We start from the raw sequence: 26,273 nt of genomic DNA, 5'->3' as shown, positions 1-26,273 counted from the left end.
GGCGTCACGGATCGGCCCGCACCCCGATCACACCAGCAGCGAGCCGTGTCCCATGGCGCGGAGCATCGACAATAACTCCGAACGGGAACGAGCACCGATCCGGCGTCGGATACGCGCGACATGATGTTCTACCGTCTTGGCGGAAATATACAGGCGAGCGCCGATCTCCCGGTACGTCAAACCGAGTAGGACCAGTTCGGCGACCTCGCGTTCGCGTTCGCTGAGAATCGCCGCGTCGGCAACCGGTCCCGGCGTGGTGGCCGGCCCGTCGCCCGACGCCGCGGTGGGTGCGGTCGGGCGGACCGCGGACTCCTGCGGGCGGGCGTCGGCCCGGACGGTCCTGGCCAATTTCAGCAGTGCGGTCGCGGTCGCGGAATCGGCCGCGGCGAGCGCGGCCTCGCTCGCGAGCCGGGCGGCATCCCAGGTCAGGCCGATCTCGCTGAGTCCGGCCACCGCCGACTGCACCGGGGCCACGGCGACCTGACCGCGCAGCACCAGCACCCAGGTGCGGCCGGCGTCGGCGAGGATCGCGCCATGGCGGTCACCGGCCTCGGCCGCGGCCTTGAGCAGCCGCGCGTGCGGGAGCAGTTCCTCCGGGCTCTCGTGGGCGATCGCGGCCTGCACGCCGTACCAGTGGAAGGCATTGGCCCAGGCGGGTGCATGGTCGAGTCGGCGCAGCAGCGCGAGGCAGGCATCGACCAGCGGGGCGATCCGGCGCTCGTCGCGCAGCCGGATGCCCGCGAGCCACAGTTCGCCGATCGGCAGCAGGGTCAACAGGTCGGCGTCCACATCGTCGAAGAGCGGATAGGCGGCCTGCCAGGCGCGGGTGAGTGCGGCGTGGTCACCGCCGCGGCGGGCCAGACCGACCGCGACACCGTGTGCGAGCAGGCGGTCACGGATATCGAGTGAGTCCATTTGCAGCGCGGCGACGGTGGTCGCGGCGGCCTGCTCGTCGCCCCCGAGCATCGCGGCCCAGGCGGTGAGCACCTGCAACTGATGGCAGCGCAGGCCGCTGGTGGCGGCCCGGCGCAGCGCCTCACCGGCGCGGCGCGGCTCGCCTGTGCTCAGGCACAGCAGTGTCGCGATGGAGACCGCGGTACACGGCAGGAACCGATCGGTGCCCGCATCGGCCTGCGCGGCCTGGATGAGCGCGGATACGGCTGCGGCGGTACCGGTTTCGTGGTCGACGATGGTGCGTGAGAGTGCGGTGGCGATCAGGCGGGCGTGCGCATTGGCCTCGGTGGGTGGCCACTGCGTCGCCGATTCGGAAAGCTGCGCGGCGGCGGCCACATCACCGGCGAGATACTGCACGGTCGCGCCGACCGCCCAATCCGCGCCGACCCGATGTGCGCCGAGCCAGGAATACAGCTGAGCGGCTCGCCCGACCAGACCGCGGCGGGTCAGCACCGCGGCGCAGATGCGCACGGCCGCAGTGAGTTCCGCGCCGGTGACGCCCGGACGGGCCAGCAGCGGTTCGGCCAGTCGCATGGCCGTATCGCCGTCGCCGGTGCATGCGGCCGCCTCCGCCCAGCGCAATGCGATCAGGTCGGGATCGGCACCGGCCGCCGCCGCGGCGGCGTAGTAGCGCACGGCCTCGCGTCCCGCCTTTTCGGCCGCGGCGCAGAGGAATTCGGCGAGGCGCTGGTCGCGGACACCGGATTCGGCGAGCAGCAGCGCGGTATGATCGCGCAGCAGGCCCGCGTCCAGTCGCGCGTTGAGCAAACGGCGCTGCACGGCCACGAAACGGCGATCGCCGAGCAGTGTGCGCAGCGGTGCGATGGCGGGCTCGAGCAGCAGATCGGCATCGGTGACCAGCGCGCTGGCCCTGGCCCGGTCGATAAGGTCTTGGGCCGCGGCGGTATCCACGCCGAGCACCTCGGTGAGTTCGGTGGAGTCCAGGCCGGTCCCGGTGGTCGCCACGACCAGGGTTTCCAGCAGATCCGGCTCGAGATTGTCCAGCAGTGCGCGGGCCCAAGCGGCGACGGAGTCGTCGACGGCGCGGATTCCGGCATCGAGGCGGGCCGAGCAGGCGGCGGTCAGCGCGGCGACCACGCCACCGCGGCTGCCCGCGGTCTGGCGATGGATGTGCTGGGCGACCGGGCGCGGGACCGCCATGCCCAGCTCGCGGGCGAATGGTGCGATATCGGAGACGCCGAGTGCCCGCAGATCGGCCACCCGGCCGCGGCGGGCGATGGTGTCGGCGAGGGTGCGCAGCTGCGGATCGTGCGGACGCGGCTGGGTCGCGACAATGACGGTATAGCGGCCGGATTCGATGGTCGCGCAGAGGGATTCGAGATCCGATCCGCTCAGGGTGTGGGCGTTGTCGATGATCAGGGCCGGGCGCGGAGTGCGTGGGTGCGCGCCATCGGCGCGGTGGATCGTCCGGTCATCGGTCGCGTTATTCGGGCGTTGGATGGTGCTGGCTTTTTCGGCGGTTCGGGCCCGATGTCCGTCATGTCCGTCGCCGGTGATGTGGGCCGCGCCGTTGCCCGGTCTTCGGTTGTTGTGCGAATCGCCGTGGCCGGGTCGGCGTCCGTCACCGTGGTGGCCGTCCGCCAGCGCATGCGCTCCGTCGAGCGAATCGGCGTGCAGCACCAAGTGTTCGGGCATCACGGGATCGTCTTGGAACGGGATGCCGTGGGCGCGCAGCCGAGCCCGGATCACCGAGAGCAGGGTGGATTTGCCGGAGCCGGAGCGGCCCCGTATCAGATAGACGACCGGTTCCCGGTCCGCGGAGTCCAACTCGCGGAAGATCTCGCGCGCGCAGGGCAGCGTGTCGAAGGCGATATCACCCATTTATCTGCCTCCGGGGATCTTGGGCAGTGCGGATACGACGCCGCCGACGGTGTCGCCGAGCGTGTCCACGGCACCGGTCGGCAGCGACGGCACAGTCGGGACCTGCACCTGCGTCTGCGGAGCGGGCTGTGTCTGTGTCTGTGTCGCGGGCTGTGTCTGTGTTGCCGGAGCTTCCGCCGACGGCTGCGTGGCCGGTTGGCCGGAAGCGGCTTGGCTCTGGGCGGGCTGGCCGTCGGTGGACTGGCCGGGGGTGGGCTGGCTGCTCACCACGGCGACGGTGCTCGTTGCTGCGGAATCCGATTGTCCCGCAGCTGGTTTCGGCTTCGGGCTGCCGACGGGTGAATCCTTCGCCGATGTCGGCGCCGAGCCGGTGGAGTTGCCGTCATCGGTCGCCGCGACGACGGATGCGCCCGGTGTGGTCGTCGGATCGCCGCTCGCCGGTGGGTTCGGGCCGGATTGCGCGCCGGTGCCGATAGCGACTGTGCCGGTCGCGAGTGCGCCGAGCACCAATGCCGCGCCGGCGATGATGGCGGCGCGCTGGCGGCCGCTGAGCCTGCGGCGGGAGCGGGCGCTCGTACCGGGCAAGCTCTTGCTGGACACGGTCTCGACGTTGGAAAGGCCGCTCGTTACGGCACCGCTGGTCGGGCGGGCGCTCTTCCCGGACTTTTCGATCTTCTCGATCGGCCGCGGCACGGTGGGCAGTTCCTCGGTTGTCGCGTTGGAGCCCATGGCCGCCATCGGTGTGCGGTCCACAGTGACGGACAGCAGGTCCACGCCCAGCTCGGCGGCGCCGAGCGCGCTGGTGAGCCGCGGCTGCGGCGCCGCGACGACCGGGAGTCCGAATTCGGTGGAGATCAACTCGGCCACCAGCGGGATCGCGCCGCCGCCGCCGGTCAGCAGTACCCGGCCGATATCGCCGATATCGACTCCAGCGCGATGTATCGCGTCACGAATGAGATCGAGTGAGGTAAGCAAGGGGCCGCGCAGTAGGTCTTCGAGTTCGCCGCGGACCAGTCGGATGTTTTCGGCATGGTGATCGGCCGGGTTCAAACGGACCGGAACAACCGTCGCGGTATTTGTGGAAAGCTCTTCTTTCGCATATCGGCAGCGATCGCGCAATGCCGACAATTCCCGTTCGACCACCGGGTCGAACGGATCGAAATCATTTCCACCCAAAGCGTTAGCCAGGACGTAGCGCATGGTCAACAGATCGAATTCGGCGCCGGCGACATCGGTGCTGCGCAATGGAGCGCCGAGCACAGCCGCCTGCGCACCGGTACGGACCACCGAGACGGTAAGACCGGATGCGCCGAGGTCGTAAACGACAACCGTGTCGTCGCCGAGCGGGCCCTGCGCGGCCGCCAGCCAACGCACCGACGCGGTGGGCTCGGGAACCAGCGTCACCTCGCGCAGACCCGCCCGATCCAAGGCGGCCCGCTGCACATCGACGGTGTGTCGCGACCACCACGCCGGATGGCAGGCGACGATGGCAGGGGCGGCGCCCGCGCCGATCTCATCGATCAGGCAGCGGACGGCGGTGGCCACGAGATCCGCTGCGGAGTGGGCGGTTCCGTCCTCGGCGAGGATATCCACCGGATCGCCGACCCGCGCGAGGAAGCCCTCGAGTACTACGTCACTGGAGTGCCTGCCGGTGGGGCGGGCACCGCTGCCGAAGGTGGGTGCCGCCTGCGGGGTGAGGTGCAACACGCTCGGATGGGTGATGACAGTGTCGCCGGAGTGGCCACTGTCATAGTCGCTGCCGTCCTCCGGCGTCGCCACGGCGACCGAATTCGACGCTCCGACAGTGATGCCGAGCGCCAGACGCTCTGTCATTCGAGAACCCCGTTCGAAAACTGTGTGGCCCGGTAGTCGCTGTTGTGTAGATGGGAAGCCGGAGTGGACCTGCCAGCCGCAACACTTCTGTCGGTTGCTGGGCATCAGCCGTTACTCGGTCGGAGAAGGTGCGGGGAAATTCCCCTAATGGTTCGGGTCCCCCTAACCAGAACCGGCGGTGCGTAGTAGGGGTGCGCCCCGTTTCGGAGTAACGCCGAGCGTCCCTAGCGTGAAATGCATTCCAACGACTGCGGATCGCCAGGGTCCGCTCATCCAGGAGATGATTTCGATGACACCCAACGCGATTCTCGAGTTCATTCTCAACCTGCTCCGTGACCATGAGGCCGCGGTGGGTTATTGCGCCAACCCCGGACAGGCGCTGGCAGCTGCCGGTTTGCCCGCCGTGACGCCGGAGGATATCGCCGCCGTCGCCCCCATGGTCGCCGAATCGGCCCTGATCGCGGGCGGCTCCCAGCTGTCGGCGATTGTGGCGGCCGGTGGTACGGGGGCCGTCGATGCCGGTGCCGCGACCAGTGCCAATGCCGCCGCCGCGGTCGGACTCGGTGCGGCCGCCGACTCCGGTGTGGATCTCGGCACCGATATCGACCTCGGCGCGGACCTCGGCGTCGGCGCCGGGCTCGACCTGGGTGCCGGGCTCAATGGTGCGATCGGTGCCGGCCTACAGGCCGGAGCCGACCTCGGTGCCGGCCTCGGCAGCATTATCGGTGCGGGCGCGGATCTGACCGCCGGTCTCGGCGGCGCCATCGGCGCCGGCGTGCAGGCCGTGACCGGTCTCGGCGGTGCGTTGGGCGGTGCGCTCGGTGCGGGTGAGCAGGTCGGTGCCGATCTGACCACTGGTCTGGAGGGTGCGCTCGGAGCCGGAGCGCAGATCGGCACGGGTCTGGACGTCGCTCTCGGTGCGGGCCTGGACGGCGGCGCGCAGGTGATTTCGGGCCTGGAGGCGGGCCTCGGCGGCGCAGCGGGCGGCGGTCTCGGCGCCGGGCTGAACGGTGTCGTCGGAGCAGGCACCCAATTGGAGGCCGACCTCGGCGGTGCCGTAGGTGCCGGTGCGCAAGCGGGTGCCGATCTGGGTGCGAGTCTTTCGACCGGCGTCAGCAGCGTCGTCGATGCGGGTACCCACGCCGCAACGGGTCTCGACGCTGAGCTCGGTGCTGGTCTGGGCGGTGTTGTCGATGCGGGCGCCCACGCCGCAACGGGTCTCGAGGCCGGCCTCGGTGGTGCGGTCGGTGCGGGTGGTCAGGTCGGTGCTGGACTCGGAGGTGCCGTCGGCGCAGGGGCGCAAGCGATTTCGGGCCTGGAGGCGGGCCTCGGCGGCGCGGTGGATGCCGGTGCGCAGTCAGCCGGTGGTTTGGATGCCGGGTTGTCCACGGGAATTGGTGGTGCGCTCGGCGGTGGTGCGCAGTTGGGTTCTGAGCTCGGTGGCAGTTTGTCGACTGCTCTGGGTGGCGTGGCAGGCGGCGGTGCCCAGGCGGGCGCTGATCTGTCCACAGGTGTCAGTGGCGCGGTCGGCGGCGGCGCGGATCTGGGGACCGATCTCGGTGCCAGCCTGTCCACCGGTCTCGGCGGCGCTGTCGATGCCGGTGCACATACGGGTGCTGACCTGGGCGGCAGCTTGTCTACCGGTCTGGGTGGTGCGCTCGGCGGTGGTGCGCAGTTGGGTTCTGAGCTCGGTGGCAGTTCGTCGACTGCTCTGGGAGACGCGGGTGCCCAGGCGGGTGCGGATCTGTCCACAGGGCTGAGCGGTGCAATCGGTGGTGGTGCGCAGGCCGGTGCGGATTTGGGTAGCGGCTTGTCTACCGGTCTGGGTGGTGCGGTCGGTGGTGGTGCGCAGTTGGGTTCTGAGCTCGGTGGCAATGTGACGAGTGGTTTGGAGGGCGCGGCGGGTGCCGGTGCCCACGCGGGGTCGGAACTCGGTGGTGGCTTGTCGGCAGGGCTCGGCGGTGCTGTTGATGGGGGTGCGCAGGCGGCGAGCGGTCTCGGAGCGGGGTTGTCCACCGGGATCGGTGGGGCTGCGCAGACCGGTGCGGGGCTTGGGGGCGGGGTGTCCGCCGGGGTGAATGGTGTTGTTGATGCTGGGGCGCAGGCGACTTCGGGAATCGAAGGGGCCTTCGATGCTGGGGCGCATGCGGGTAGTGAGCTCGGTGGTGGGCTGGAGTCCGGTTTGGGTGGTGCGCTCGAGGCCGGTGCTGGGCTCGGTGGTGGGGTTTCGAGTGGGGCTTCGTCCGCGATCGGTACCGGTGCTCAGGTGACAACGGGGCTGGAGTCGAGTTTGGCTACCGGTGCGGCGCTCGGTGCGGGTGCTCAACTCGGTGGTGGGTCGGCGAGCGGATTCGGTGGTGCACTCGGCGGTGGTGCGCAGATCGGATCGGGTCCCGGTGGCGCTGTTGACGCTGCTACGCAGGCAACGGGCGGGTTCGCCAGCGCCATCGGTGGCGCGAGTGGTCCGGGCGGCGGGTTGTCCACCGGACTGGGTGGTGCGGTCGGTGCCGGGACGCAGGCCGGTGCGGATCTGTCCACAGGTGTCAGTGGCGGTGCACAGGCCGGTGCCGATCTCGGTGGCAGCTTGGCATCCGGACTGAGCGGTGCGCTCGGTGCCGGTGCGCAGGCGGGTGCCGATCTCGGTGCGGGGCTGTCCTCGGGTGTGGGTGGTGCGGTCGGTGCCGGTGCGCACGCGGGTTCGGAACTCGGTGCGGGGCTGTCCTCGGGTGTGGGTGGTGCGGTCGGTGCCGGTGCGCACGCGGGTTCGGAACTCGGCGCGGGGCTGTCCTCGGGTTTGAGCGGTGCTGTTGATGCCGGAGGCCACACCGCTACCGGTCTGGAGACCGGGCTGTCCACCGGAGTTGGTGCGGCCACCGGGCTCGGTGGCAGTGTTTCTACCGGGGCGCAGGGTGCGGTCGATGCCGGGACACATCTCGGGTCGGGGCTGTCGACCGGAGTTGGTGGCGGTGTTTCTACCGGGGCACAGGGCACGGTTGACGCTGGAACACATCTCGGAACAGGTCTGGATACCGGCCTTTCCAGCGGAATCAATGGCGGCGTCCAAGCCGGCAGCGGACTGGAGACCAGCCTCGGCGGTGCCATCGATGGTGGTGCGCATGCCGGAACCGGTTTGGCGACAGGGCTTTCCACGGGCGGCACGGCGGATGCGGGGCTCAGCGGCGGACTCTCGTCGAGTGTCGATTCCACGGTGCACTCGAGTGTCGGTGGCGCGGCGCAGGGTAGCGCGGGCGGTGCCGCGGATCTGGGCGGTCACGCCGGTTCGGCACTGACCGGCGGCGCCTCCTCGACCGTCGGGTCCACCGCGAATACCTGGTCGTCGTTGGACGTTTCGAATGCCTTCGGTTCCGGACTCGACAGTTCGGCCGGTTCGCAGCTGGACACGTCGGTCACCGGACACAGCGATTCCAGCCTGTTCACCGATACTCACGGGGGTACCGATCTGGCCGGACATGCCGGCGCCGATCTCGGCGGCGACGCCTTCCTGCACTAAGAGGTATCTGCGCCAGCAGATATTTGTACGAAAGAGGTTCGATGGGGACACCCGCAGTGAATGCTCAACCGCCCGCGGTACCGCTGCTGACGGTACTCGGTGAAACCATCGCCGCGGCGCGCGCCGCGGGTCGCAATGATCTGGTCGGTCGCCTGGAGATGGCGGGCGAGCGGGTCCGCGATCCGCGGCGCCGCATCATCATCGTCGGACAACTCGGTCAGGGCAAGAGCTGTTTCATCAATGCCCTGTTGAATCTCGAGATCTGCCCGGTCGGCGATGACGCGACCACCGCCGTCCCGACCTTGCTCGCCCACGGTCCCGAACCGCACGCCGAACTGGTGTTGGCCGGTCCGAGCGGCACCGAGGAGGCGCGAGTTCCACTGCCGATCGACGAGATCGGCACGATCACCGCCCGCACACCGCAGGCACATGGCCGACGGGTGCTGCGCATCGAGGCCCAGCTCCCGCATCCGCTGCTTGCCGATGGCATCGTCCTGGTGGACACTCCGGGCGTCGGCGGGCACGGGAGTTCCTATGCGGCAGGCGTGCTCGGCCTGGTCGCCACTGCCGACGCGGTTCTGGTGCTTTCGGATGCCTCCACCGAACTCACCGAACCGGAACTGATCTTTCTGCGGCAGGTTCGCGAACTGTGTCCGACCACCGCACTGCTGCTCACCAAGACCGACCTGTATCCGCATTGGCGCCAGGTACACGAGGCCGACCACGGCCATCTGAGCCGTGCGCGAGTCGAGGTGCCGATCATCCCGGTTTCCGCGGTACTGCGCAGGCACGCGATGCTGTTACAGGACGAACAGCTCGGCCGCGAATCCGGCTTCGGGGTGCTGTATCAGTTCCTGCGCGATCAGGTGGTGGCCCGCGACCAGGCGGCGACCCTGGTCGCGGTGGCTCACGACATCCAGTCGGCCGCAGAGCATTTGGCGCTCGCGCTCGGTAGTGAACTGGTCGCGCTGCGCGATCCCCGCCAAGGCGCGATGGCGGTCCGCGAGCTCCAGTTGGCGAAGGCCACCGCCGAGGATCTGCACCGGCGCACTTCGGCCTGGCAGCTGACCCTCTCCGACGGCATCACCGACCTGGCCGGCGATGTCGATCACGATCTGCGCGAACGTCTGCGCGAGATCGCCAGAACCGGTGAGGAATGGATCGATAAACACGATCCGGGCCGCCATTGGGACCGGATCGCCGAATGGCTCACCGGCGATATCGACTCCGCGCTCGGTGACAATCTTCTCTGGACGCATACCCGCGCCGTGGAACTCGCCGAGCGGGTCGCCGAACACTTCACCGAGATCGGCATGATGGAACTGCCCGATGTCAGCTCCGGCCTGCATGCCGAGGACAGCCGCGCCGGCGGGGGTACCCTCGCCGATCTCGAGCCCGATATCAGCTTCGGCAGCAAAATCCTGGTCGGCATGCGCGGCTCCTACGGCGGTGTGCTGATGGTCGGGCTCGCGACCACTTTCGCCGGCCTCGCGATGCTCAACCCGATCTCTATCGGCGCCGGCGTCCTGGTGGGCGGCAAGGCCTTCCGCGATGACAAGCAGGCCAGGCTGGCCCGGCGCCGCAACGAGGCCAAGGTCGCCATCCGGCGCTTCATCGACGACGTCGCGTTCCAGGCGGGCAAGGAATCCAAGGACCGCCTGCACCGCATCCATCGGGCATTGCGCGATCACTACACCGGCGTCGCCGAGCGCAGCCTGCGCTCCATCGACGATTCGCTGCGGGCCGCGCAGGAGGCGGCGAATATGGAAACGGCCCGCCGGACCGAGCGCTGTGCGGTGCTCGACCGGCAGCTGCACATGGTCGCGGAGCTGCGACGCTATGCGGATGCTATGCAACCTGCCATCACCGCGCCGCGGAAAGGGGCCGCCGGTACGGTTACCCCGTGAGAAGAGACGTGACCCGGCATGATGCTCGGCGGGCGCCCGGCATCGTCGCCGAGGCGCATCAGCTGGTCGCCGCGGCCAGGCAGGCATTTCCCCGCGAGCCGCGACCGCGGGCGCTGCTGGCCGACTGTGCTCGCCGCCTGGATCAACCGCTGCGGGTGGCGCTGGCGGGTTCGTTGAAGGCGGGCAAGTCGACCCTGCTCAACTCGCTGGTCGGCCAGGATATCGCCCCGACCGACGCGACCGAATGCACACGCGTGGTCACGTGGTACCGCAACGGCTCGACTCCGAGCGTTACGGCGCATGCCCTGGACGGCTCGACCGCGAATGTGGTGGTGCGCCGCGGCAGCGGCACGCACGGGCTCACCTTCGATTTGGAACGACTGAACTGGAATGCGCCGGGACCGCGCGAGGTCGACCATCTCGAGGTCGAGTGGCCCGCCGCCGCACTGGCGAACACCACCATCATCGATACTCCGGGGACATCGTCGCTGTCGCGGGAGGTGTCATTGCGGACCGCGCGACTGCTCACACCTGGTGACGCCGACGGCGACCGCGGTACGGCGGCGGTCTCGATTCCGGGTGCGGACGCGGTGGTCTATCTGTTGCGCCGCCTCGACGACGCCGATATCCGGTTCCTCGAGCAGGTCGGCGCCGGAACTGCTGGTGCACAGGGTATTTCGGGTCCGCTGGGGGTAATCGGTGTGGTCTCGCGTGCCGATGAGATCGGCGCGGGCCGCATCGACGCACTGCATTCGGCTCGCGATGTCGCGGCGCGTTTCGCGGGCGAGTTGGAGCGAACGGGACTGTGCCAGGCTGTAATTCCGGTCGCTGGTCTGCTCGCCTTCGCCGCGGCCACCCTGCGTCAGCAGGAATTCACCGCCTTCGAGGCGCTGGCCAGGGTGCCGGTCGACGAGCTGAGTGCGGCACTGCTGTCGGCGGATCGGTTCGCGCGTCCCGATATCGCGCTCCCGGTCCCGCCCGAACTCCGCGGCCAGCTCGCGGCGCGTTTCGGGCTGTTCGGAATTCGGATGGCGGTCACCTTGATCCGACTCGGCGTGCGCGACTCCGCCACGCTGGCAGCGGAATTGACCGACCGCAGCGGTGTGGACGAACTCCGCTCCGTTCTCGACGTCCAGTTCGGCCAGCGCGCCGACCAGCTCAAGGCGCATTCGGCCCTGACCGCCTTGGCCAGGGTCCTCACCGCATACCCGGGCACTCCCGCCGACCAGCTGCTGCCCCGAGTCCGCACGCTGCTCGCGGACGTGCACGGTTTCGCCGAACTCCGCCTCCTCGGTCGCCTGCGCACCGATGAATTGGCCCTGCCCGCCGCGGATCTCGCCGAATTGCACCGGCTGATCGGCGGCTCCGGTGTGGCCCCGCATCTGCGCCTCGGCCTGCCCTTCGACACCGACCCGGCGGTACAGCGCGCCCACGCCCTCGCCGCCGTGCGCAAATGGCGTGCCCGTGCCCGCCATCCGCTGGCCGACCAGTTCACCACCACCGCCTGCCTCACCGCGGCCCGTAGTGCCGAAGGAACGTTGCGCCTGCTGCCGGAGTAATCATCGGCGCGCGCGATCTCTGACCGGCTGCGGTCGGCTGATATCGATTGTGCGGCGGACGTTGGCGGACTTTGATCTGTCCCGGACACCCGCTGCTGGTGCTGCGAGTGGATCAGTTCGCGTGCACCCAGGTCACATGGCCACATCACCAGGCTTGCGACCGGCGCGGCCGCAGATCGGGCGCGCCGGGGGCACGACTGCGCCAGTGGGCACTGGCGGTTTCCGCCTTCGAATCCGAGCAACTCGACTACGACTACCGCGATATCGAACAGCAGAAAAAGATCCTCGCCGACCGGTTCGCGGATCAAGGCTGGGAGGTGCCGAAACTACTCGCACATCTCGACGCCGCCGAGGATTTCTACTTCGACGCCATGGCCCAGATCCGCATGGACGACTGGTCGAAGGGCCGCGTCGCACTGGTGGGCGATGCCGGCTATTGCGCATCACCGCTGTCCGGCCAGGGCGCGGACCTTTCACTGGTCGGCGCATACATCCTGGCCGGTGAACTCGCCGCCGCGGGTGGTGATCACACCATCGCATTCACCCGCTACCGCGCGGAAATGCTGCCGATGGTGCAGGCCTGCCAGACCTTCGCCGAGGGGGTCGCAAATGGTATGCACCGCCGAGCGATTCGATGATCCGCATGCGCAATCTCAATGTCCGGCTGCTGCCGTATCTGCCATGGCGGGGTCTTATCGGCGGTGCGCCGCAGAAGGTCGCACGTATGGTCGTCGCCAAGGATTACGCGGTGTGATTCCGCCGCGGGTGTGGACCCGCGACCCCTGGGTACGTCCCGGATATCGAACCCAGGAGCATGCGATGACTCGAGCAGATGTGGTGAAGGCTTTGCTGGACCGGGCGGGTACCGGCTATGCGGCCGAGGCCGGTATCACCCTGGCGGATACACCCGCTCCGCTGTTCCAACTTCTCATGCTCGCCGAATTGCTCAGCACCCGGATCTCCGCCGATATCGCCGTCGCCGCGGCCAAGGAACTGGTGAGCACCGGATATCGCACCGCGGATCGGGTCGCGGACGCCGATTGGCAGGAGCTCGTCGACGCACTCGACCGCGCCCGTTACAAGCGCTATGACGAGAGTACGGCCTCGCGCTTGGGCGCGAACGCGTCACGCGTGCTGGACCGCTACGGCGGCGATCTGCGCAAGCTCGCCGACGAAGCCGAACACGACCCGACCCGCGCCGCCGAACTGCTGCAACAGTTCCAGGGCATCGGCCCGACCGGCAGCGATATCTTTCTGCGCGAGGTCCAGGATGTGTGGACCTGGGTCCGACCGCACTTCGACGAACGCGCGCTGCGCGGTGCCGAACGCGTCCGGCTGCCGACCGATCCGAACCGCCTGGCCGATCTGGCACCCCGAAACCACGTCGCCGACCTCGCCGGCGCACTGGTCCGTGTCGCACTGGACCGCGAGATCGCCGATCAGGTGCTCGCCACCACCTGAGGATCAGGTGATCTGCACCTTTACCCGCAGACCGGCCGCGGCGATCATATTGACCAGCGCGTCCAGGCTGAACAGCTGCGTTCGGCCGCCGAGCAGATCGGAGATCCGCGCGGTGGTCACGCCTAGGTGCTCGGCGGCGACCTCCGGACTCCAACCGTTGGCTGCGATCCGGTCGGTCAGTTCGAATATCAACTGCGACCGCAGCCGCATATTCTCGACGTCGCCGCGGATGTCGTCGATCGCATCCCACACGATGTCGAAGATCTTCTCGGCCATGCTTAGCCCACCTTCTCGAGCTGTTCGAGGACGTATGTGCGCTGCTGGTGTACAAGTGGAGAGACCGTGCCCATCGTCGCAGCAGGTGCGGCCAAACGGCGGCAACTCCGCCGAACCCGCGTATTTCCGGACCCGGCGAAGGAAGGTCGTGAGGTGATGTCGGACCGTGACACGCAACCATTCGCCCAGGTGAGCCTGGCCGCGGGAGCGTTATTCGTGCGCGGTGAGGAGCTGCTGCTCGTCCATTCGGTCGATCGTTGTGATTGGCACATTCCAGGCGGCATAGTCGGGCCCGGCGAATCTCCAGCCGCGGCCTGTCGCCGGGTGATCCGCGATGAACTCGGCCTGGACAGCCCGCCGCAGCGACTGCTGGTGCACGACTGGGCGCAGAAGCCCGCGGGCGACAAGATCGTCTACATCTTCGACTGCGGTGAAGTCGGCGACGAATCGGCCATCCGACTGCGGGAAGGCGAACTGGACCGCTGGCAGTGGGTCCGCGTCGACACCGTGGACACCTTCGCCGGACCCGAGTTGGCCCGCCGCATCTGGCAGGCCTTCCGTGCCCGCATGGAGGGGCACGCCGTCTACCTCGAACACGGCCTGCCCGCGCTCGGCTACCCGGACACCGCGGCGGCCGCGCCCTCGTGGCTCGATAGGCAGCCCGACCGCGACCGGCATCTCGGCTGAGCGTCAGGGTGTCGTCGCGGCACTGGCCGGGTCGATGAGGATCTTCGCGTGCTGTTCCGGATCGGCCAGCGCGGTGAACGCATTATCGATACCGTCCAGCCCGACGGTGCCGGTGATCAAGCGAGCCGGATCGACCTTTCCGTCGGCGATCATATGCAGTGTGTCGCGGAATTCACCAGGGTCGTAGCCGAAGGCGAAGCGGAGTTCGATTTCCTTGTTGATGGCCATCGCCGGTTGGAAGCGATCGGTCTCCATGCAGACGCCGACCACGACAACGCGCGACAGTGGCGGCGCGGCCGCGAGGATCTGATCGATAATGCCCGGCACGCCAACGCATTCGAAGACGACCGGACCGACCGGACCCGCATTGAGCGAGTGCGCCAGCCGGAAGACATACCACCACGGCAGATTCGGGACCCGGCGTAGGCGTTCCATGGTGTCGAAGCCGAGGCTGAGAATGTCGGTGACACCATTGATCCGCCCGCGCTTCGGCGCTGCCTCCCACGGTGATTCCGTCGCGGGATCGACGACGATATCGGCGCCGCAGCCGACGGCGAGTTCGCGGCGGCGCGGTGAGAAATCACTGGCGACGACGGTGCGCACGCCCGCCGCCTTCAACATGCTGATGACCGCCAAACCGATAGGGCCGCAGCCGATTACGAATGCCGCCTGGCCCTTGCTGACGCGCCCCTTGCGCACCGCGTGCCAGGCCACGGCCATCGGTTCGGTGAGTGCGGCATGTTCGGCCGAAAGTCCGTTCGGGATAGGCATTGTCATGGATTCCTGCACCACCACCTGCTCGGCATAGGCACCGGGCGCGGCCGTCGAGAGCCCGGTCAGCTGCGGTGCGCCGTCGTGCCGCACGATCGGCAGCGCCACCACCGGTGTACCCGCCCGCCAGCGTTTGCGGCAGTCCGGCCCGTAATCGACTATCTCGCCGCTGAATTCGTGTCCGAGCACCACACTCTGATCCGAGCGCATGAATTGGTCGTATCCGGTGCGTGCGGCCAACCCGGCCATCTCGTCGGCGTGGGTGCGGGCATGCAGATCGGACCCGCAGATGCCGCATCGCGACACATTGATCAGCAGCTGCCCGCGCCCGGGTGTCGGTGTCGGCAATTCCTCGACCGAGAACTTGGTATTGGTGACGACGGCGGCCCTCATTGACGGACTCCTCGGATCGGCGGCGCACGGTGGGGCGGCTGCAGCCTCCCCTTGCCGCCACCCTACTGCCGCGCCCGTCGGACGCAGCGGAAATGGCGCGTCTGGATCAGACAGTCGCGTTGTCGAGGGTTGGCGGGCGCGAATCCGAACCCGCACGCGCTTCGATCGCCGCCCTGGCGGAGCCGGCTGATCCGTGGGTGGCGATCTCGGAGCCGGATGTGGAAGGCGGTCAGCTGGTGCGAGCAAACGACGGCGGTTCCCGCGCGCGAATGCGGGAACCGCCGTTTCGGTATTACTGGCGTTCCAGCGTCGGGATCACCACATTGTTCAGGTATTCCTCGATGCCGCGTCCGCCGCGCCGGGCTTCGTGCACGGTGACTTGCTGTACCGCTGCCTTCTGCTTCAGTGCCGCGCGCGAATCCGATTCCACGCCACCGCCGATGATCAGGTCGGTGATCTCGCCGGTATCGAGTACGCGCAGCGCTTCGGCGTCGGAGGTGGTACCCACGGTGGCAAAACCATTGGCCCGCAACAATTCGGCGGCGGTGTCGACGACGTGCTGTGCGCGGCCGATCGCAAGTACTTTCATCTCAGGCTCCTGTCGGTGCCAGTTCCAGCGGATCGTCGATTTCGTGCTGTTCGAGCCGTGCATCCTTGGGGAGCGCGAGGAAGCCGAGGCACATGAGGGCCAGTAGGCCGATCCCATACCACAGCGTGTAGCGGAAGGTGTTGGCGAAATTCACCGCGTTGGCCCGTTCACCCGCATCGGTGAGCACCTGGGCCACGGCGTAATTGCCCGCATCGGAACCCCGGCAACTGGCCGGGATGGCCGTCGGGTCGACCTGTGCCGACCGATCGTGAACGCAGGCAAGGAAATTCGCGACGATCTGGTCCTGTGCCGGTTCCGGAAGACCGATCGTCGCGAGTTCGATGCGCACCTGCGGCGTAACCGCCTCGACCCCGCGCGCCGAATCGTGGTCCAGTTGACCGAAGAACACGACGCCGACCAGCGCGACGCCGAGCGCGGTGCCGAGTTGCTGTCCGGTATTGAGTAGTCCGGATGCCGCCCCTGCCTCGCGCGCGGGTACCTGACCGAGCAGCAGGTCGATGGTCGGGGCGACCACCATGCCGAAGCCGACACCGGTGATGATCAGCGGAATCACCATCTGCCATGACGCGATCCCCGCACCGTAATGCGCGGCCAGCCCGCCGTACAGCGCGAATCCACCGGCGTTCACGACACCGCCCGCGACGAGGACGATGCGTCCGAACCGCGGCGCGAGCACGCTTACCGAAACCCCGGCCCCGATGCCCGCGCCGACCGCGAAGAAAACCGCCGTGAGTCCGGCTCGCATCGCCGACCAGCCCAGTCCGGCCTGCATGAACAGCGTCCAGATCAGGAAGAACCCGCCGAGCCCGATCCAGAACAGCAACCAACTCGCGAGGCCGACGGTGAACGGCCGGGATCGGAACAGCTCCAGATCGATCAGCGGGGATCCGACCGTCCGTGCGCGCCGCCGCTCGAAGGCCACGAATGCGCCGAAGACCACCGCGGCGCTCGCCATCATGATGAAAGTCCATGCGGGCCAACCCAATCGGCGGCCCTCGGTGAGCGGATAGGCCAGCAGCAGCACCGCGGAGATCGCCAGCGCCGCGCCGACCGGATCCAGGCGTGGTGCGGCCGCCGAGCGCGAATCCTGCATGACGATGGTCGCGGCGATCAGCGCCGCGATCCCGACCGGAATATTGACCAGGAAGATCGGCCGCCAGTCCAGATCGAACAGATTCCATTGCACCAGCAGTCCGCCGAGCGACAGTCCGACCGCCGAGGCGGAGCCGCCGACACCGCTGTAGATCGCGATGGCTTTGGCGCGCTCTTGCTTCGGGAAGGTGGCCCGGATGATGGCGAGGATCTGTGGCACCATCAGCGCGGCCATCGCGCCCTGGACGAACCGGGCGGTAATCAGCATGGTCGGATCGGAGCTGATGCCGCATGCGGCCGAGGCCAGCGTGAATCCGGCCATGCCGATCAGGAAGATCCGCTTGCGACCGTAGCTGTCACCGAGTCGGCCGCCGGTGATCAGCACCGCGGCGAAGGCCAGCACATAGGCTGCGATGATCCATTCGATCTGCGAATACTGTGCGCCCAGATCGGTCTGAATGCTCGGCGCCGCGACATTGACGATGGTGACGTCGAGCAGATCCATGAATCCAGCGGCCAGCACGACCGCGAAGGCGATCCAGCGGCGCGGATCGAGGTTTTGGGGCGCGTCCGCACCCGGGGAGATGTCGGTATCCACGAGAAGGCTCTTTTCGGATCGGTGGAGTAGAACGACATCTCAAACTATGCACCTGAAGTGATTATCAATCAAGTGTGCAATCACTAAGAGTGCATTGATTGGGGTATGCTTCGTGGGTGACCGATGTCGATCCGACCTACGTACCGCTGTCCGAGCACTCCGCCTTCCTGCTCGGACAGCTCGGATTCCACGTCGCGCAGCGCTTCACCGATCTGCTCGCGCCGCTCGGCATCAGCCCGCGCCACTACGGCACGCTGCGGATATTGAGCGCCAATGACGGCCAATCGCAGCAGCAGCTGTGCGAGGCGCAGCGAATCCACCGCAATGTGATGGTCGGGCTGGTGGACGAACTGGAGAAGCGCGGACTCGTCGAGCGGCGCAGACATCCGACCGACCGCCGAGCGCACGCGGTGTATCTACTTCCCGCGGCGCACACCTTGCTCGTCGAGGCCGAGGAGATCGTGAGCGGATTGGATGCGGACGTCACGGCGGTGCTCGAGCCCGGGGAACGCGCCACCCTGGTCGAGCTTCTGCAGCGTACGGCGGCAGCGAACGGACTGATCCCGGGCATCCACCCGGGCTTGTCCCGCCCAGCGGAAAAGTGCTGACCCCAGCGCTCAGATCAGTACGCCGGGATTGAGAATTCCGGTCGGATCCAGGGCGGATTTGGCCGCCCGCAACGCGTTCGCGAACGGGTCGGGGCGCTGGCGGTCATACCAGGGGCGGTGATCGCGTCCCACCGCGTGATGGTGGGTGATGGTTCCGCCCGCAGCCGAGAGTGCCTCGGAGACAGCGGCTTTTATGTCATCCCACTGCGCGAGCGTACTGCCCCAGCGACCGGCGGCGTAGATGCCGAAATAGGGCGCCGGACCGTCCGGATACACGTGGGTGAAGCGGCAGGTCACTACGCCGGTGGCGCCGACGGACCGGATGGCAGCATTCGCCGCGTCGGTCACCGCTGCGTTCAGATTGTCGAATTTGTCCCAGGTGCAGGCGGTTTCGAAGGTCTCGGTGATCATCGACTGGGCTGCGAGCGCGTCGCGTTGATAGGGCATCCGCAGGAACGACGAACGCCAGGTGTCGGCCGCGCCCGAACCTTCTCGGTGCGTGGTCGATTCGGTGTAGCGCGCGGGTTCGGGAAGCGTGCCGCCGTGGTCGGCGACCAGCTCGAGCGCGCGTTCCATCCAGGTGCGGGTGGGGTGGTCGGCGGATTCGAAGCCGAGCACCAGCACACCGCCGCCGGTCGCGGCACCGGCATTGAGAAATGCCTCGGCGGGATCGAGCAGTCGGCAGTTGGTCGGGTAGAGGCCGGACTGCGCGACGGCCCTGGTGGCGGCCACCGCCTGTGTGTAGTCGGTGAAGTGCACAGAAGCCGTTGCGCGCCAGCGTGGCCGGTCCTGCAATCGCATCCATGCCTCGGTGATTATCCCCAGTGTCCCTTCGGATCCGAGGAACATACGGTCCGGCGACGGCCCAGCTCCGGATCCGGGTAGCTGCCTCGATTCGCTTGTGCCCGTTGGAGTCACCACCCGCATCGACTCGACCAGGTCATCGATATGGGTGTACAGCGTCGCGAAATGTCCACCGGCCCTGGTGGCCAGCCAGCCGCCGAGTGTCGAGAATTCGAACGACTGCGGGAAATGCCGCAGCGTCAGATCGGCGCCGCGCAGTTGATCCTCCAGTGCCGGACCGAAGACGCCGGCCTGGATTCGCGCCGCCCGGCTGGTGTGGTCGATCTCGAGCACCCGATCGAGCCCGCTCAGGTCCAGGCTGATAGCCCCTGCGAATTCGCCCGCCGCGTCACCGGAGTCGCTGCCCGCGGCGGCTCTTCGCGCTGCGGATCCGGCCGATCGTGCTGATCCCGACGGCAACCTGGGCTCGACCCCGCCCACCACGGAAGTGCCACCGCCGAACGGGATTACCGCGATGCCCTTCCCGGACGCCCAGTCCAGCACGTCGACGATCTCGCCTTCCGTGCGTGGCCGGACGACCAGATCCGGCGCATTGGGCACCACGCCGAGCAGATTGCGCACCACATCGCGAAAAGCCTGACCGTGTGCGTGCGTCGCCCGATCGGCCGGATCCGTCGACACCAGCTCGGCGAGCGAATCAGGCACGCACACCCGCGGTTCGGGCAGCCCGAGCGATTCGACCGACGGCGGCTCGTGTGGTGTGAGGTCCGCGCCGGGCACTATCGCCGCGACCCGCGCCGTCAGCGCCGCCCGCTCCGCGCCGACGACGGCATCCTCTACATTGCCCCAGCCCCACCACGACCGCGTCTTCGTCGCCACATCGACTCCTCTCGGCGGATCGACGGCCATCGCCGCCGCCGTCGCCGCCATCCTCGTGGACCACCGGATCCACGGGCAACCCGTAGCGGGCGGATCGAGCGAGGGTTGATCACAAGTGCTCAACATTGCTGGCTCGGGGTGTCGGGCCTGACGAGAATGGCGGGCGACGACCCATTCTTCGGGCATCGGGAATAGACCGCGTGGGCCGTCGGTTGAGCTGTTCGACAATGTTGAGTGTGATCGGCTCAAGTTTCAGTTGACGCCCGGTGTCGAATGGGTGCAGGATTGAGCCGACCACGCTCAGCGTTGCTGGGACCGTGCTCCGTGAGGTGCTTGGGGCGAGGTCTCGCGACACCCGCATCGGCAGTCCCCGGGCGGATGTCGCAGGGCGGGTAGCTCGCCCGAAACCGCGAATACCCAGCACCGACACAAGTAGTTACGTCAACTAGGAGGAACCACCATGGCTCGTGCGGTCGGAATCGACCTCGGGACCACGAACTCGGTCGTCGCCGTTCTCGAAGGCGGCGAGCCGGTCGTCGTCGCGAACTCTGAAGGATCGCGCACCACCCCATCGATCGTCGCGTTCGCCAAGAACGGAGAGGTTCTGGTCGGCCAGCCCGCCAAGAACCAGGCGGTCACCAATGTCGACCGCACCATCCGCTCGGTCAAGCGCCACATCGGCACCGATTGGTCGGTGGCCATCGACGACAAGAAGTACACCGCGCAGGAGATCAGCGCGCGCGTGCTGATGAAGCTCAAGCGGGACGCCGAGGCCTACCTGGGCGAGGAGATCACCGACGCGGTCATCACCGTGCCCGCGTACTTCGAGGACTCGCAGCGCCAGGCCACCAAGGAAGCCGGTCAGATCGCCGGTCTGAACGTGCTGCGCATCGTCAACGAGCCCACCGCGGCCGCACTCGCGTACGGCCTGGACAAGGGCGACAAGGAACAGACCATCCTGGTCTTCGACCTCGGTGGCGGCACCTTCGACGTCTCGTTGCTGGAAATCGGCGAGGGCGTCGTCGAGGTCCGCGCCACCTCCGGCGACAACCACCTCGGTGGTGACGACTGGGACGAGCGCGTCGTGAGCTGGCTGGTCGACAAGTTCAAGGCCAGCGCGGGCATCGACCTGACCAAGGACAAGATGGCCATGCAGCGCCTGCGTGAGGCGGCGGAAAAGGCCAAGATCGAGCTGAGCTCCTCGCAGAGCACCTCGATCAACCTGCCCTACATCACCGTCGACGCGGACAAGAACCCGCTGTTCCTCGACGAGCAGCTGACCCGCGCCGAATTCCAGAAGATCACCTCGGACCTGCTCGACCGCACCCGCGCGCCGTTCCAGTCCGTGATCAAGGACGCGGGCATCAACGTGGCCGACATCGATCACGTCGTGCTCGTCGGTGGTTCGACCCGTATGCCCGCGGTCAGCGATCTGGTCCGCGAGCTGACCGGTGGCAAGGAGCCCAACAAGGGCGTGAACCCGGACGAGGTCGTCGCCGTCGGCGCCGCACTGCAGGCCGGTGTGCTCAAGGGTGAGGTCAAGGACGTCCTGCTGCTCGATGTCACCCCGCTGTCGCTGGGTATCGAGACCAAGGGCGGCGTGATGACCAAGCTCATCGAGCGCAACACCACCATCCCGACCAAGCGGTCGGAGACCTTCACCACGGCCGACGACAACCAGCCGTCGGTGCAGATCCAGGTGTTCCAGGGTGAGCGCGAGATCGCCTCGCACAACAAGCTGCTCGGCTCCTTCGAGCTGACCGGCATCCCGCCGGCCCCGCGCGGCGTGCCGCAGATCGAGGTCACCTTCGATATCGACGCCAACGGCATCGTGCACGTGACCGCGAAGGACAAGGGCACCGGCAAGGAGAACACGATCAAGATCCAGGACGGCTCCGGCCTGTCCAAGGAGGAGATCGATCGGATGGTCAAGGACGCCGAGGCGCACGCCGCCGAGGACAAGGCCCGCCGTGAGGAGGCCGAGACCCGCAACCAGGCCGAGTCGCTGGTGCACCAGACCGAGAAGTTCATCAAGGAGAACGAGGACAAGGTCCCCGCGGACGTCAAGACCAAGGTCGAGGCAGCCATCGCCGAGGCCAATGAGGCGCTCAAGGGCACCGATATCGCGGCCGTGAAGTCCGCGGTGGAGAAGCTCGCGACGGAATCGCAGGCGCTGGGTCAGGCGATCTACGAGGCGTCGGCCGCCGAGCAGGCCGCGTCCGGCAACGGCGCGTCGAGCGCCGCCAGCGATGACCAGGTCGTGGATGCCGAGGTTGTGGACGAGCCGGTCGACACGGAGAAGAAGTGAGCGAGGCGAACTCCGAACAGGAGCCGATCACCTTCGTCGACAATCGCAAGATCGATCCGGAGACGGGGGAAATCCGGGAGCCGGCGGCGGCGCAATCCGCCGCCGGGCCCGGCCCGGAAGCCGGGAACGGCACCGAACCCCTCATCGAGACCGATGAGGGCGCCGAGATCTTGGCCGAGACCATCACCAAGGAGCTGGCCGAGCGCACCGCCGACCTGCAGCGGCTGACCGCCGAATACGCCAACTACCGGCGGCGGGTCGAGCGCGACCGGCAGGCCACCATCGATGCGGCCAAGGCCGCGGTGGTCTCCGAATTGCTCGGTGTCCTCGATGATCTCGATCGTGCGCGGGCGCACGGCGATCTCGAATCCGGACCGCTCAAGTCGGTCGCGGACAAGCTCGCCGACGCGCTGCACAAGCAGGGTCTGCAGGAATTCGGTACGGAGGGTGAGCCTTTCGACCCGACCCTGCACGAGGCCGTGCAGCACGAGGGCTCCGGACACGATCCGGTGATCGGCCTTGTCATGCGCAAGGGCTATCGGTTCGGCGAACGAGTGCTTCGGCACGCGCTCGTCGGGGTAACCGATGGCGTGGCCGATCTGGTCGAAGAAGAGGCATCGGATGCTGATGCCAATGCGAACAACCAATAAGAATCCGAGAGGAGGAGATGCCCGGTGAGCCAACGGGAGTGGATCGAAAAGGACTTCTACAAGGAGCTGGGTGTCTCCTCCAGCGCCTCGCAGGACGAGATCAAAAAGGCGTACCGCAAGCTCGCCCGTGACTTGCATCCGGATGCCAATCCCGGCGATACCAAGGCCGAGGAGCGGTTCAAGTCCGTCAGTGAGGCACATGCCGTGCTGTCGGATCCGGCCAAGCGCAAGGAATACGACGAGACCCGAAAGCTGTTCGCCGGCGGTGGATACGGGCGCGGTGGCTTCACTCCCGGTGCGGGTGGCGGCTTCTCGCAGGACTTCAATATCGGGGATATCTTCGGCCAGGCGAATGCCGGCGACGGTGGCCTCGGTGACCTGCTCGGCGGCCTGTTCAATCGGGGCGGCACACGCACCGCGAGCCGCCCCCGCCGCGGCGCCGATGTGGAGACCGAGACGACCCTCGGCTTCCGCGAGGCCGCACAGGGTGTCACGGTTCCGCTGCGGATGACGAGTCCGTCGCCGTGTACGACCTGTCACGGCAGCGGCGCCAAGCCGGGGACCAGTCCGCGAGTCTGCCCCGTCTGCAATGGAAACGGCGTGATCAGCCGCAACCAGGGTGCGTTCGGCTTCAGCGAGCCGTGCGACGAATGCCGTGGTACCGGTTCGATCATCGACGATCCGTGCGTCGACTGCCACGGCAGCGGCATCCAGAATCGGACTCGCACCATCACGGTGCGAATTCCGCCTGGTGTCAGCGATGGGCAGAAGATCCGGCTGGCCGGACAGGGCGAGGCCGGACTGCGTGGTGCGCCCTCGGGTGACCTCTACGTGACCGTGCACGTCAGCCAGGACAAGGTCTTCGGCCGCAACGGCGACGACCTGACCCTGGTACTGCCGGTCAGTTACAGTGAATTGGTGCTGGGCACAACGGTTTCCGTGCCCACGCTGGAGGGGCGCGTCGGCGTCAAGGTGCCGCCGGGCACCGCGGACGGTCGCATCCTGCGGGTGCGTGGCCGTGGCGTGCCCAAGCGCGGTCCCAGCGGCGGGGCGGGCGATCTGCTCGTCACCGTCAAGGTGGCCGTGCCGCAGAAGCTGGACGACAATGCCGCCGAGGCGCTCAAGCGCTACGCGGAGGCGGAGAAGACCAGTGGGTTCGATCCACGTGCGGGATGGGCAGGTGCGTGATGTCCGATAATCCGAGGCAGGCATCAGGCGGGTCGGCGCGGGCGGAGTTCTTCATGATCTCCGTGGCGGCCCAGTTGGCGGGTATGCACGCGCAGACATTGCGCACATATGACCGCCTCGGACTGGTGACGCCGCAACGGACTTCGGGTGGCGGTCGACGTTATTCGGCACGGGACGTCGAACTGCTCCGCGAGGTGCAGCGGCTGTCCCAAGACGAGGGCGTCAACCTGGCGGGCATCAAGCGCATCATCGAACTCACCAATCAGGTCGAGGAACTGCAACAGCGCGTTGCCGAGATGTCGGCCGAGCTGGATCGGCTGCGCGCGGGGTATCGCCCCGATCTCGCACCGCCGCAACGCAGTACCGCACTGGTGGTGTGGCAGCCGCGCAATAGGCGCTCATAAAGCGCGACAGCACCGCAAGGGCTCCGGAATCGGTTTTCGACCGAACCCGGAGCCTTTTGTCATTTCGTGCCGATAAGCGAATCCATCAGGGCGCAGCGCCGAATCGGGTTGTTGTCTCGAATAACTGCTGGCAGTGCTCGAGCAAACTCCTGATTCGGGTTTCGTTACCCGACAATCGGTTCGGTCGCCCAGCGGTGTCGGCATGCGATTCGATAGGGTTGCCGGTAATGTGCTGAACTGCGAAGTTTGCTGGGTCCGTTGGGCTGGCAAACAATCAGCCGAACCGGGCCCCCGACTCCGTCGGTCGCCAGGCCGCCCGATGCCTGCGGTTTGCTCGAGCCGGACGGATGATCCCGAATTGTGGGTTGCCGCAAGATCGCTCACGGAGTTCGAACGGGATGAATCTTGCAAACCGGGCCTTGCGAATCCGGTGAGTATGTGACGGATTTCACTGCCTTGTTCGTTCTTTCGGTTTGTTTTCAAGGACTTTCGTGGTGCGGGTCCTCGTTTCGAGGGAATTACATGCGTGATGTTTATCCGAGTGATTCCGTAGCTGGCAAACCTCGCCTACACTCGTTCGCATTGGCTGCTGTCGAGTGTCCCGCAGCACTTCACTCGCCGGCACGGGTTTGTGTTCGAGTGCAAAAGGGGTTGTGACACAAATGGATTCGCGGACTGTCGCTTTGATCAGAACGACGTTCAAGGCGGTTGCTGCGGAGGAGGATGGTCCGGCCAAGCTAGCCAGTTCGTTCTACGCGATCCTGTTCACGGACTATCCCGCCGCCCGGGATTTCTTCCCCGCAGCAATGGATTCCCAGCGTGACCGATTGGTCAAGGCCATCTCGTATGCGCTGGATCGGCTGGAGGAGCCGAATAAGCTCTTGCCATTCCTCGCCCAACTCGGGCGCGATCACCGCAAGTACGGGGTGCAGGCGGCGCATTACACCGCCGTGGCCACCTCCTTGAAGACCGCGATGCGGATCTTCGCGGGCACCGAGATGTGGACCGACGAGGTAGACCGGGCCTGGGATGAGGGCCTGAAGGTCATCGGCGAAACCATGATCGGCGCAGCCGAAGAGGAATCGACGCCACCGGTCTGGACCGGGACCGTCGTCGAGCGCCGCGAGGTGCTGCGCAATCTCGCCGTCGTGCGACTGCAATTGAGTCAGCCGATGCAGTACGCCGCCGGTCAGTACATCAGCGTGCAGATTCCGGCGCGTCCGCGCATGTGGCGCTATCTGTCCCCGGCGGTGCCCGCGAACGCGAACGGCGAGATCGAATTCCATATTCGCGGGGTACTCGGCGGCTGGGTCAGCCCGGCCATTGTCGGCCATACCGACATCGGGGACCAGTGGCTGCTCGGCTCACCGCTCGGCGGACTCGGCGTGCCGCGCAATGTGAAACGCAAAATGCTGATGGTCGGTTGCGGTACCGGCATCGCACCCCTGCGTGCCCAGCTCATGGCGATGGCGCAGCGGCGCGTCAATCCGCGGGTGCATCTGTTCGTCGGCGGCCACCATCCCTGCGACCTCTACGATCTGGAGATCCTGAGTCAACTGGCCACCGCCAATAAATGGCTCACCGTCACGCCGGTCACCGAAAGCGATGAAAACCCTTGGTGGTACCTGGATTCCGGCGAATCGGAGTACACCTGGCCGGGTCTGGAAACCCGAATGACCGGCCAGATCGGCAAGGTCGTCGCGAGCTACGGCTCCTGGGCCGACCGGGATGTGCAGATCGTCGGATCACCGTCGATGGTGCAGACCACGAAGTTCCGGTTGATGGCCGCCGGAACGCAAACCAAGAACATCCGCCACGACCCGCTCTTCTGAGTTGTTGGCCGCGCCTTCGGCGCGGCGTGTTCGCGGCCCCCTTCTGTCTCGCGTCCGAGCCGTCGAGACTCGCGACTTCGTCGCATGCGCTTCGACGACTCGGACG

19 protein-coding genes are annotated in these 26,273 nt (G+C 67.4%); 12 read left to right on the top strand and 7 right to left on the bottom strand.

What is annotated here, in order from left to right; genetic code table 11:
• Positions 1 to 27 precede the first annotated feature (27 nt).
• Both AB0L58_RS36475 and AB0L58_RS36470 read right to left on the bottom strand, forming a co-directional pair.
• Positions 28 to 2,796 (bottom strand): LuxR C-terminal-related transcriptional regulator, encoded by a 2,769-nt coding sequence (locus AB0L58_RS36475; protein ID WP_364394579.1) that lies wholly within the window; start codon positions 2,794 to 2,796, stop codon positions 28 to 30.
• Positions 2,797 to 4,629, bottom strand: a complete 1,833-nt coding sequence (locus AB0L58_RS36470; protein ID WP_364394577.1) for an Hsp70 family protein — start codon at positions 4,627 to 4,629, stop codon at positions 2,797 to 2,799.
• 289 nt (positions 4,630 to 4,918) lie between these two features.
• Between AB0L58_RS36470 and AB0L58_RS36465 the strand changes: the two genes are divergently transcribed.
• From AB0L58_RS36465 to AB0L58_RS36445, 5 genes are all read left to right on the top strand, one after another.
• Complete coding sequence (locus AB0L58_RS36465) at positions 4,919 to 8,140, top strand: IniB N-terminal domain-containing protein (protein WP_364394575.1); 3,222 nt, start codon at positions 4,919 to 4,921, stop codon at positions 8,138 to 8,140.
• Between the two features lie 41 nt (positions 8,141 to 8,181).
• Entirely contained in the window at positions 8,182 to 10,047 is a 1,866-nt protein-coding gene (locus AB0L58_RS36460; protein WP_364394573.1) for a dynamin family protein, read from the top strand.
• Positions 10,044 to 11,606 carry a dynamin family protein gene (locus AB0L58_RS36455; protein ID WP_364394571.1) on the top strand — a complete coding sequence of 521 codons (1,563 nt, stop codon included), beginning with the start codon at positions 10,044 to 10,046 and terminating at the stop codon, positions 11,604 to 11,606. Before AB0L58_RS36460 ends, AB0L58_RS36455 begins: the two co-directional genes overlap by 4 nt.
• 107 nt (positions 11,607 to 11,713) lie before the next feature.
• Positions 11,714 to 12,244 carry an FAD-dependent monooxygenase gene (locus tag AB0L58_RS36450; RefSeq protein ID WP_364394569.1) on the top strand — a complete coding sequence of 177 codons (531 nt, stop codon included), beginning with the start codon at positions 11,714 to 11,716 and terminating at the stop codon, positions 12,242 to 12,244.
• A gap of 181 nt (positions 12,245 to 12,425) precedes the next feature.
• A complete protein-coding gene (locus AB0L58_RS36445) occupies positions 12,426 to 13,067 on the top strand; it encodes an endonuclease (RefSeq protein WP_364394567.1) in 642 nt (213 codons plus the stop codon).
• Positions 13,068 to 13,070: 3 nt separating this feature from the next.
• Here the strand turns inward: AB0L58_RS36445 and AB0L58_RS36440 are convergent, their stop codons facing one another.
• Complete coding sequence (locus AB0L58_RS36440; protein ID WP_364394565.1) at positions 13,071 to 13,343, bottom strand: XRE family transcriptional regulator; 273 nt, start codon at positions 13,341 to 13,343, stop codon at positions 13,071 to 13,073.
• A 66-nt stretch (positions 13,344 to 13,409) separates the two neighbouring features.
• On the opposite strand from AB0L58_RS36440, the gene AB0L58_RS36435 reads away from it, so the two are divergent.
• On the top strand, positions 13,410 to 14,030 hold the full coding sequence (locus tag AB0L58_RS36435) for an NUDIX hydrolase (protein ID WP_364394563.1): 621 nt from the start codon (positions 13,410 to 13,412) through the stop codon (positions 14,028 to 14,030).
• 3 nt (positions 14,031 to 14,033) lie between these two features.
• Here the strand turns inward: AB0L58_RS36435 and AB0L58_RS36430 are convergent, their stop codons facing one another.
• The 3 genes from AB0L58_RS36430 to AB0L58_RS36420 all read right to left on the bottom strand — a co-directional run bounded on the left by AB0L58_RS36430 (position 14,034) and on the right by AB0L58_RS36420 (position 17,494).
• Complete coding sequence (locus AB0L58_RS36430) at positions 14,034 to 15,194, bottom strand: zinc-binding dehydrogenase (RefSeq protein ID WP_364394561.1); 1,161 nt, start codon at positions 15,192 to 15,194, stop codon at positions 14,034 to 14,036.
• Positions 15,195 to 15,486: 292 nt separating this feature from the next.
• Entirely contained in the window at positions 15,487 to 15,783 is a 297-nt protein-coding gene (locus AB0L58_RS36425; RefSeq protein ID WP_364394559.1) for a hypothetical protein, read from the bottom strand.
• A 1-nt stretch (position 15,784) separates the two neighbouring features.
• Entirely contained in the window at positions 15,785 to 17,494 is a 1,710-nt protein-coding gene (locus AB0L58_RS36420) for an MFS transporter (RefSeq protein ID WP_364394557.1), read from the bottom strand.
• 116 nt (positions 17,495 to 17,610) lie between these two features.
• Here AB0L58_RS36420 and AB0L58_RS36415 point away from each other — a divergent pair, with 116 nt between their 5' ends.
• The gene (locus AB0L58_RS36415) at positions 17,611 to 18,102 is read left to right on the top strand and encodes a MarR family winged helix-turn-helix transcriptional regulator (RefSeq protein ID WP_364394555.1); all 492 of its coding nucleotides are present in this window, start codon (positions 17,611 to 17,613) and stop codon (positions 18,100 to 18,102) included.
• Positions 18,103 to 18,111: 9 nt separating this feature from the next.
• On the opposite strand, the gene AB0L58_RS36410 is transcribed toward AB0L58_RS36415, so the two are convergent.
• Positions 18,112 to 19,815, bottom strand: coding sequence for an FAD-binding oxidoreductase (locus tag AB0L58_RS36410; protein WP_364394698.1), 1,704 nt, complete (start codon positions 19,813 to 19,815; stop codon positions 18,112 to 18,114).
• A gap of 430 nt (positions 19,816 to 20,245) precedes the next feature.
• Here AB0L58_RS36410 and dnaK point away from each other — a divergent pair, with 430 nt between their 5' ends.
• The 5 genes from dnaK (at position 20,246) to AB0L58_RS36385 (ending at position 26,167) form a co-directional block, all read left to right on the top strand.
• Positions 20,246 to 22,093 (top strand): molecular chaperone DnaK, encoded by a 1,848-nt coding sequence (dnaK, locus tag AB0L58_RS36405; RefSeq protein WP_364394553.1) that lies wholly within the window; start codon positions 20,246 to 20,248, stop codon positions 22,091 to 22,093.
• On the top strand, positions 22,090 to 22,743 hold the full coding sequence (gene grpE, locus AB0L58_RS36400) for a nucleotide exchange factor GrpE (protein WP_364394551.1): 654 nt from the start codon (positions 22,090 to 22,092) through the stop codon (positions 22,741 to 22,743). Before dnaK ends, grpE begins: the two co-directional genes overlap by 4 nt.
• Before the next feature lie 24 nt (positions 22,744 to 22,767).
• Positions 22,768 to 23,931 carry a molecular chaperone DnaJ gene (gene dnaJ, locus AB0L58_RS36395; protein ID WP_364394549.1) on the top strand — a complete coding sequence of 388 codons (1,164 nt, stop codon included), beginning with the start codon at positions 22,768 to 22,770 and terminating at the stop codon, positions 23,929 to 23,931.
• Complete coding sequence (locus AB0L58_RS36390) at positions 23,931 to 24,335, top strand: helix-turn-helix transcriptional regulator (protein ID WP_364394547.1); 405 nt, start codon at positions 23,931 to 23,933, stop codon at positions 24,333 to 24,335. The genes dnaJ and AB0L58_RS36390 overlap by 1 nt, the downstream gene beginning before the upstream one ends.
• A 662-nt stretch (positions 24,336 to 24,997) precedes the next feature.
• A complete protein-coding gene (locus AB0L58_RS36385; RefSeq protein WP_364394545.1) occupies positions 24,998 to 26,167 on the top strand; it encodes an FAD-binding oxidoreductase in 1,170 nt (389 codons plus the stop codon).
• Positions 26,168 to 26,273: the final 106 nt, after the last annotated feature.

This window comes from Nocardia sp. NPDC052112 (assembly GCF_040680135.1).
GTDB lineage: Bacteria > Actinomycetota > Actinomycetes > Mycobacteriales > Mycobacteriaceae > Nocardia.
Note: the sequence above shows the minus strand (reverse complement) of the source record. Positions and strands in the feature narration are given on the sequence as shown.

Excerpts from the sequence above, each read along its gene's own strand:
- AB0L58_RS36390 (WP_364394547.1), top strand. The coding sequence starts at position 23,931 with ATGTCCGATAATCCGAGGCAGGCATCAGGCGGGTCGGCGCGGGCGGAG.
- AB0L58_RS36430 (WP_364394561.1), bottom strand. The coding sequence starts at position 15,194 with ATGAGGGCCGCCGTCGTCACCAATACCAAGTTCTCGGTCGAGGAATTG.
- AB0L58_RS36385 (WP_364394545.1), top strand. The coding sequence starts at position 24,998 with ATGGATTCGCGGACTGTCGCTTTGATCAGAACGACGTTCAAGGCGGTT.
- AB0L58_RS36425 (WP_364394559.1), bottom strand. The coding sequence starts at position 15,783 with ATGAAAGTACTTGCGATCGGCCGCGCACAGCACGTCGTCGACACCGCC.
- AB0L58_RS36470 (WP_364394577.1), bottom strand. The coding sequence starts at position 4,629 with ATGACAGAGCGTCTGGCGCTCGGCATCACTGTCGGAGCGTCGAATTCG.
- AB0L58_RS36445 (WP_364394567.1), top strand. The coding sequence starts at position 12,426 with ATGACTCGAGCAGATGTGGTGAAGGCTTTGCTGGACCGGGCGGGTACC.
- AB0L58_RS36465 (WP_364394575.1), top strand. The coding sequence starts at position 4,919 with ATGACACCCAACGCGATTCTCGAGTTCATTCTCAACCTGCTCCGTGAC.
- AB0L58_RS36440 (WP_364394565.1), bottom strand. The coding sequence starts at position 13,343 with ATGGCCGAGAAGATCTTCGACATCGTGTGGGATGCGATCGACGACATC.
- AB0L58_RS36460 (WP_364394573.1), top strand. The coding sequence starts at position 8,182 with ATGGGGACACCCGCAGTGAATGCTCAACCGCCCGCGGTACCGCTGCTG.
- dnaK (WP_364394553.1), top strand. The coding sequence starts at position 20,246 with ATGGCTCGTGCGGTCGGAATCGACCTCGGGACCACGAACTCGGTCGTC.
- AB0L58_RS36410 (WP_364394698.1), bottom strand. The coding sequence starts at position 19,815 with ATGGCCGTCGATCCGCCGAGAGGAGTCGATGTGGCGACGAAGACGCGG.
- AB0L58_RS36475 (WP_364394579.1), bottom strand. The coding sequence starts at position 2,796 with ATGGGTGATATCGCCTTCGACACGCTGCCCTGCGCGCGCGAGATCTTC.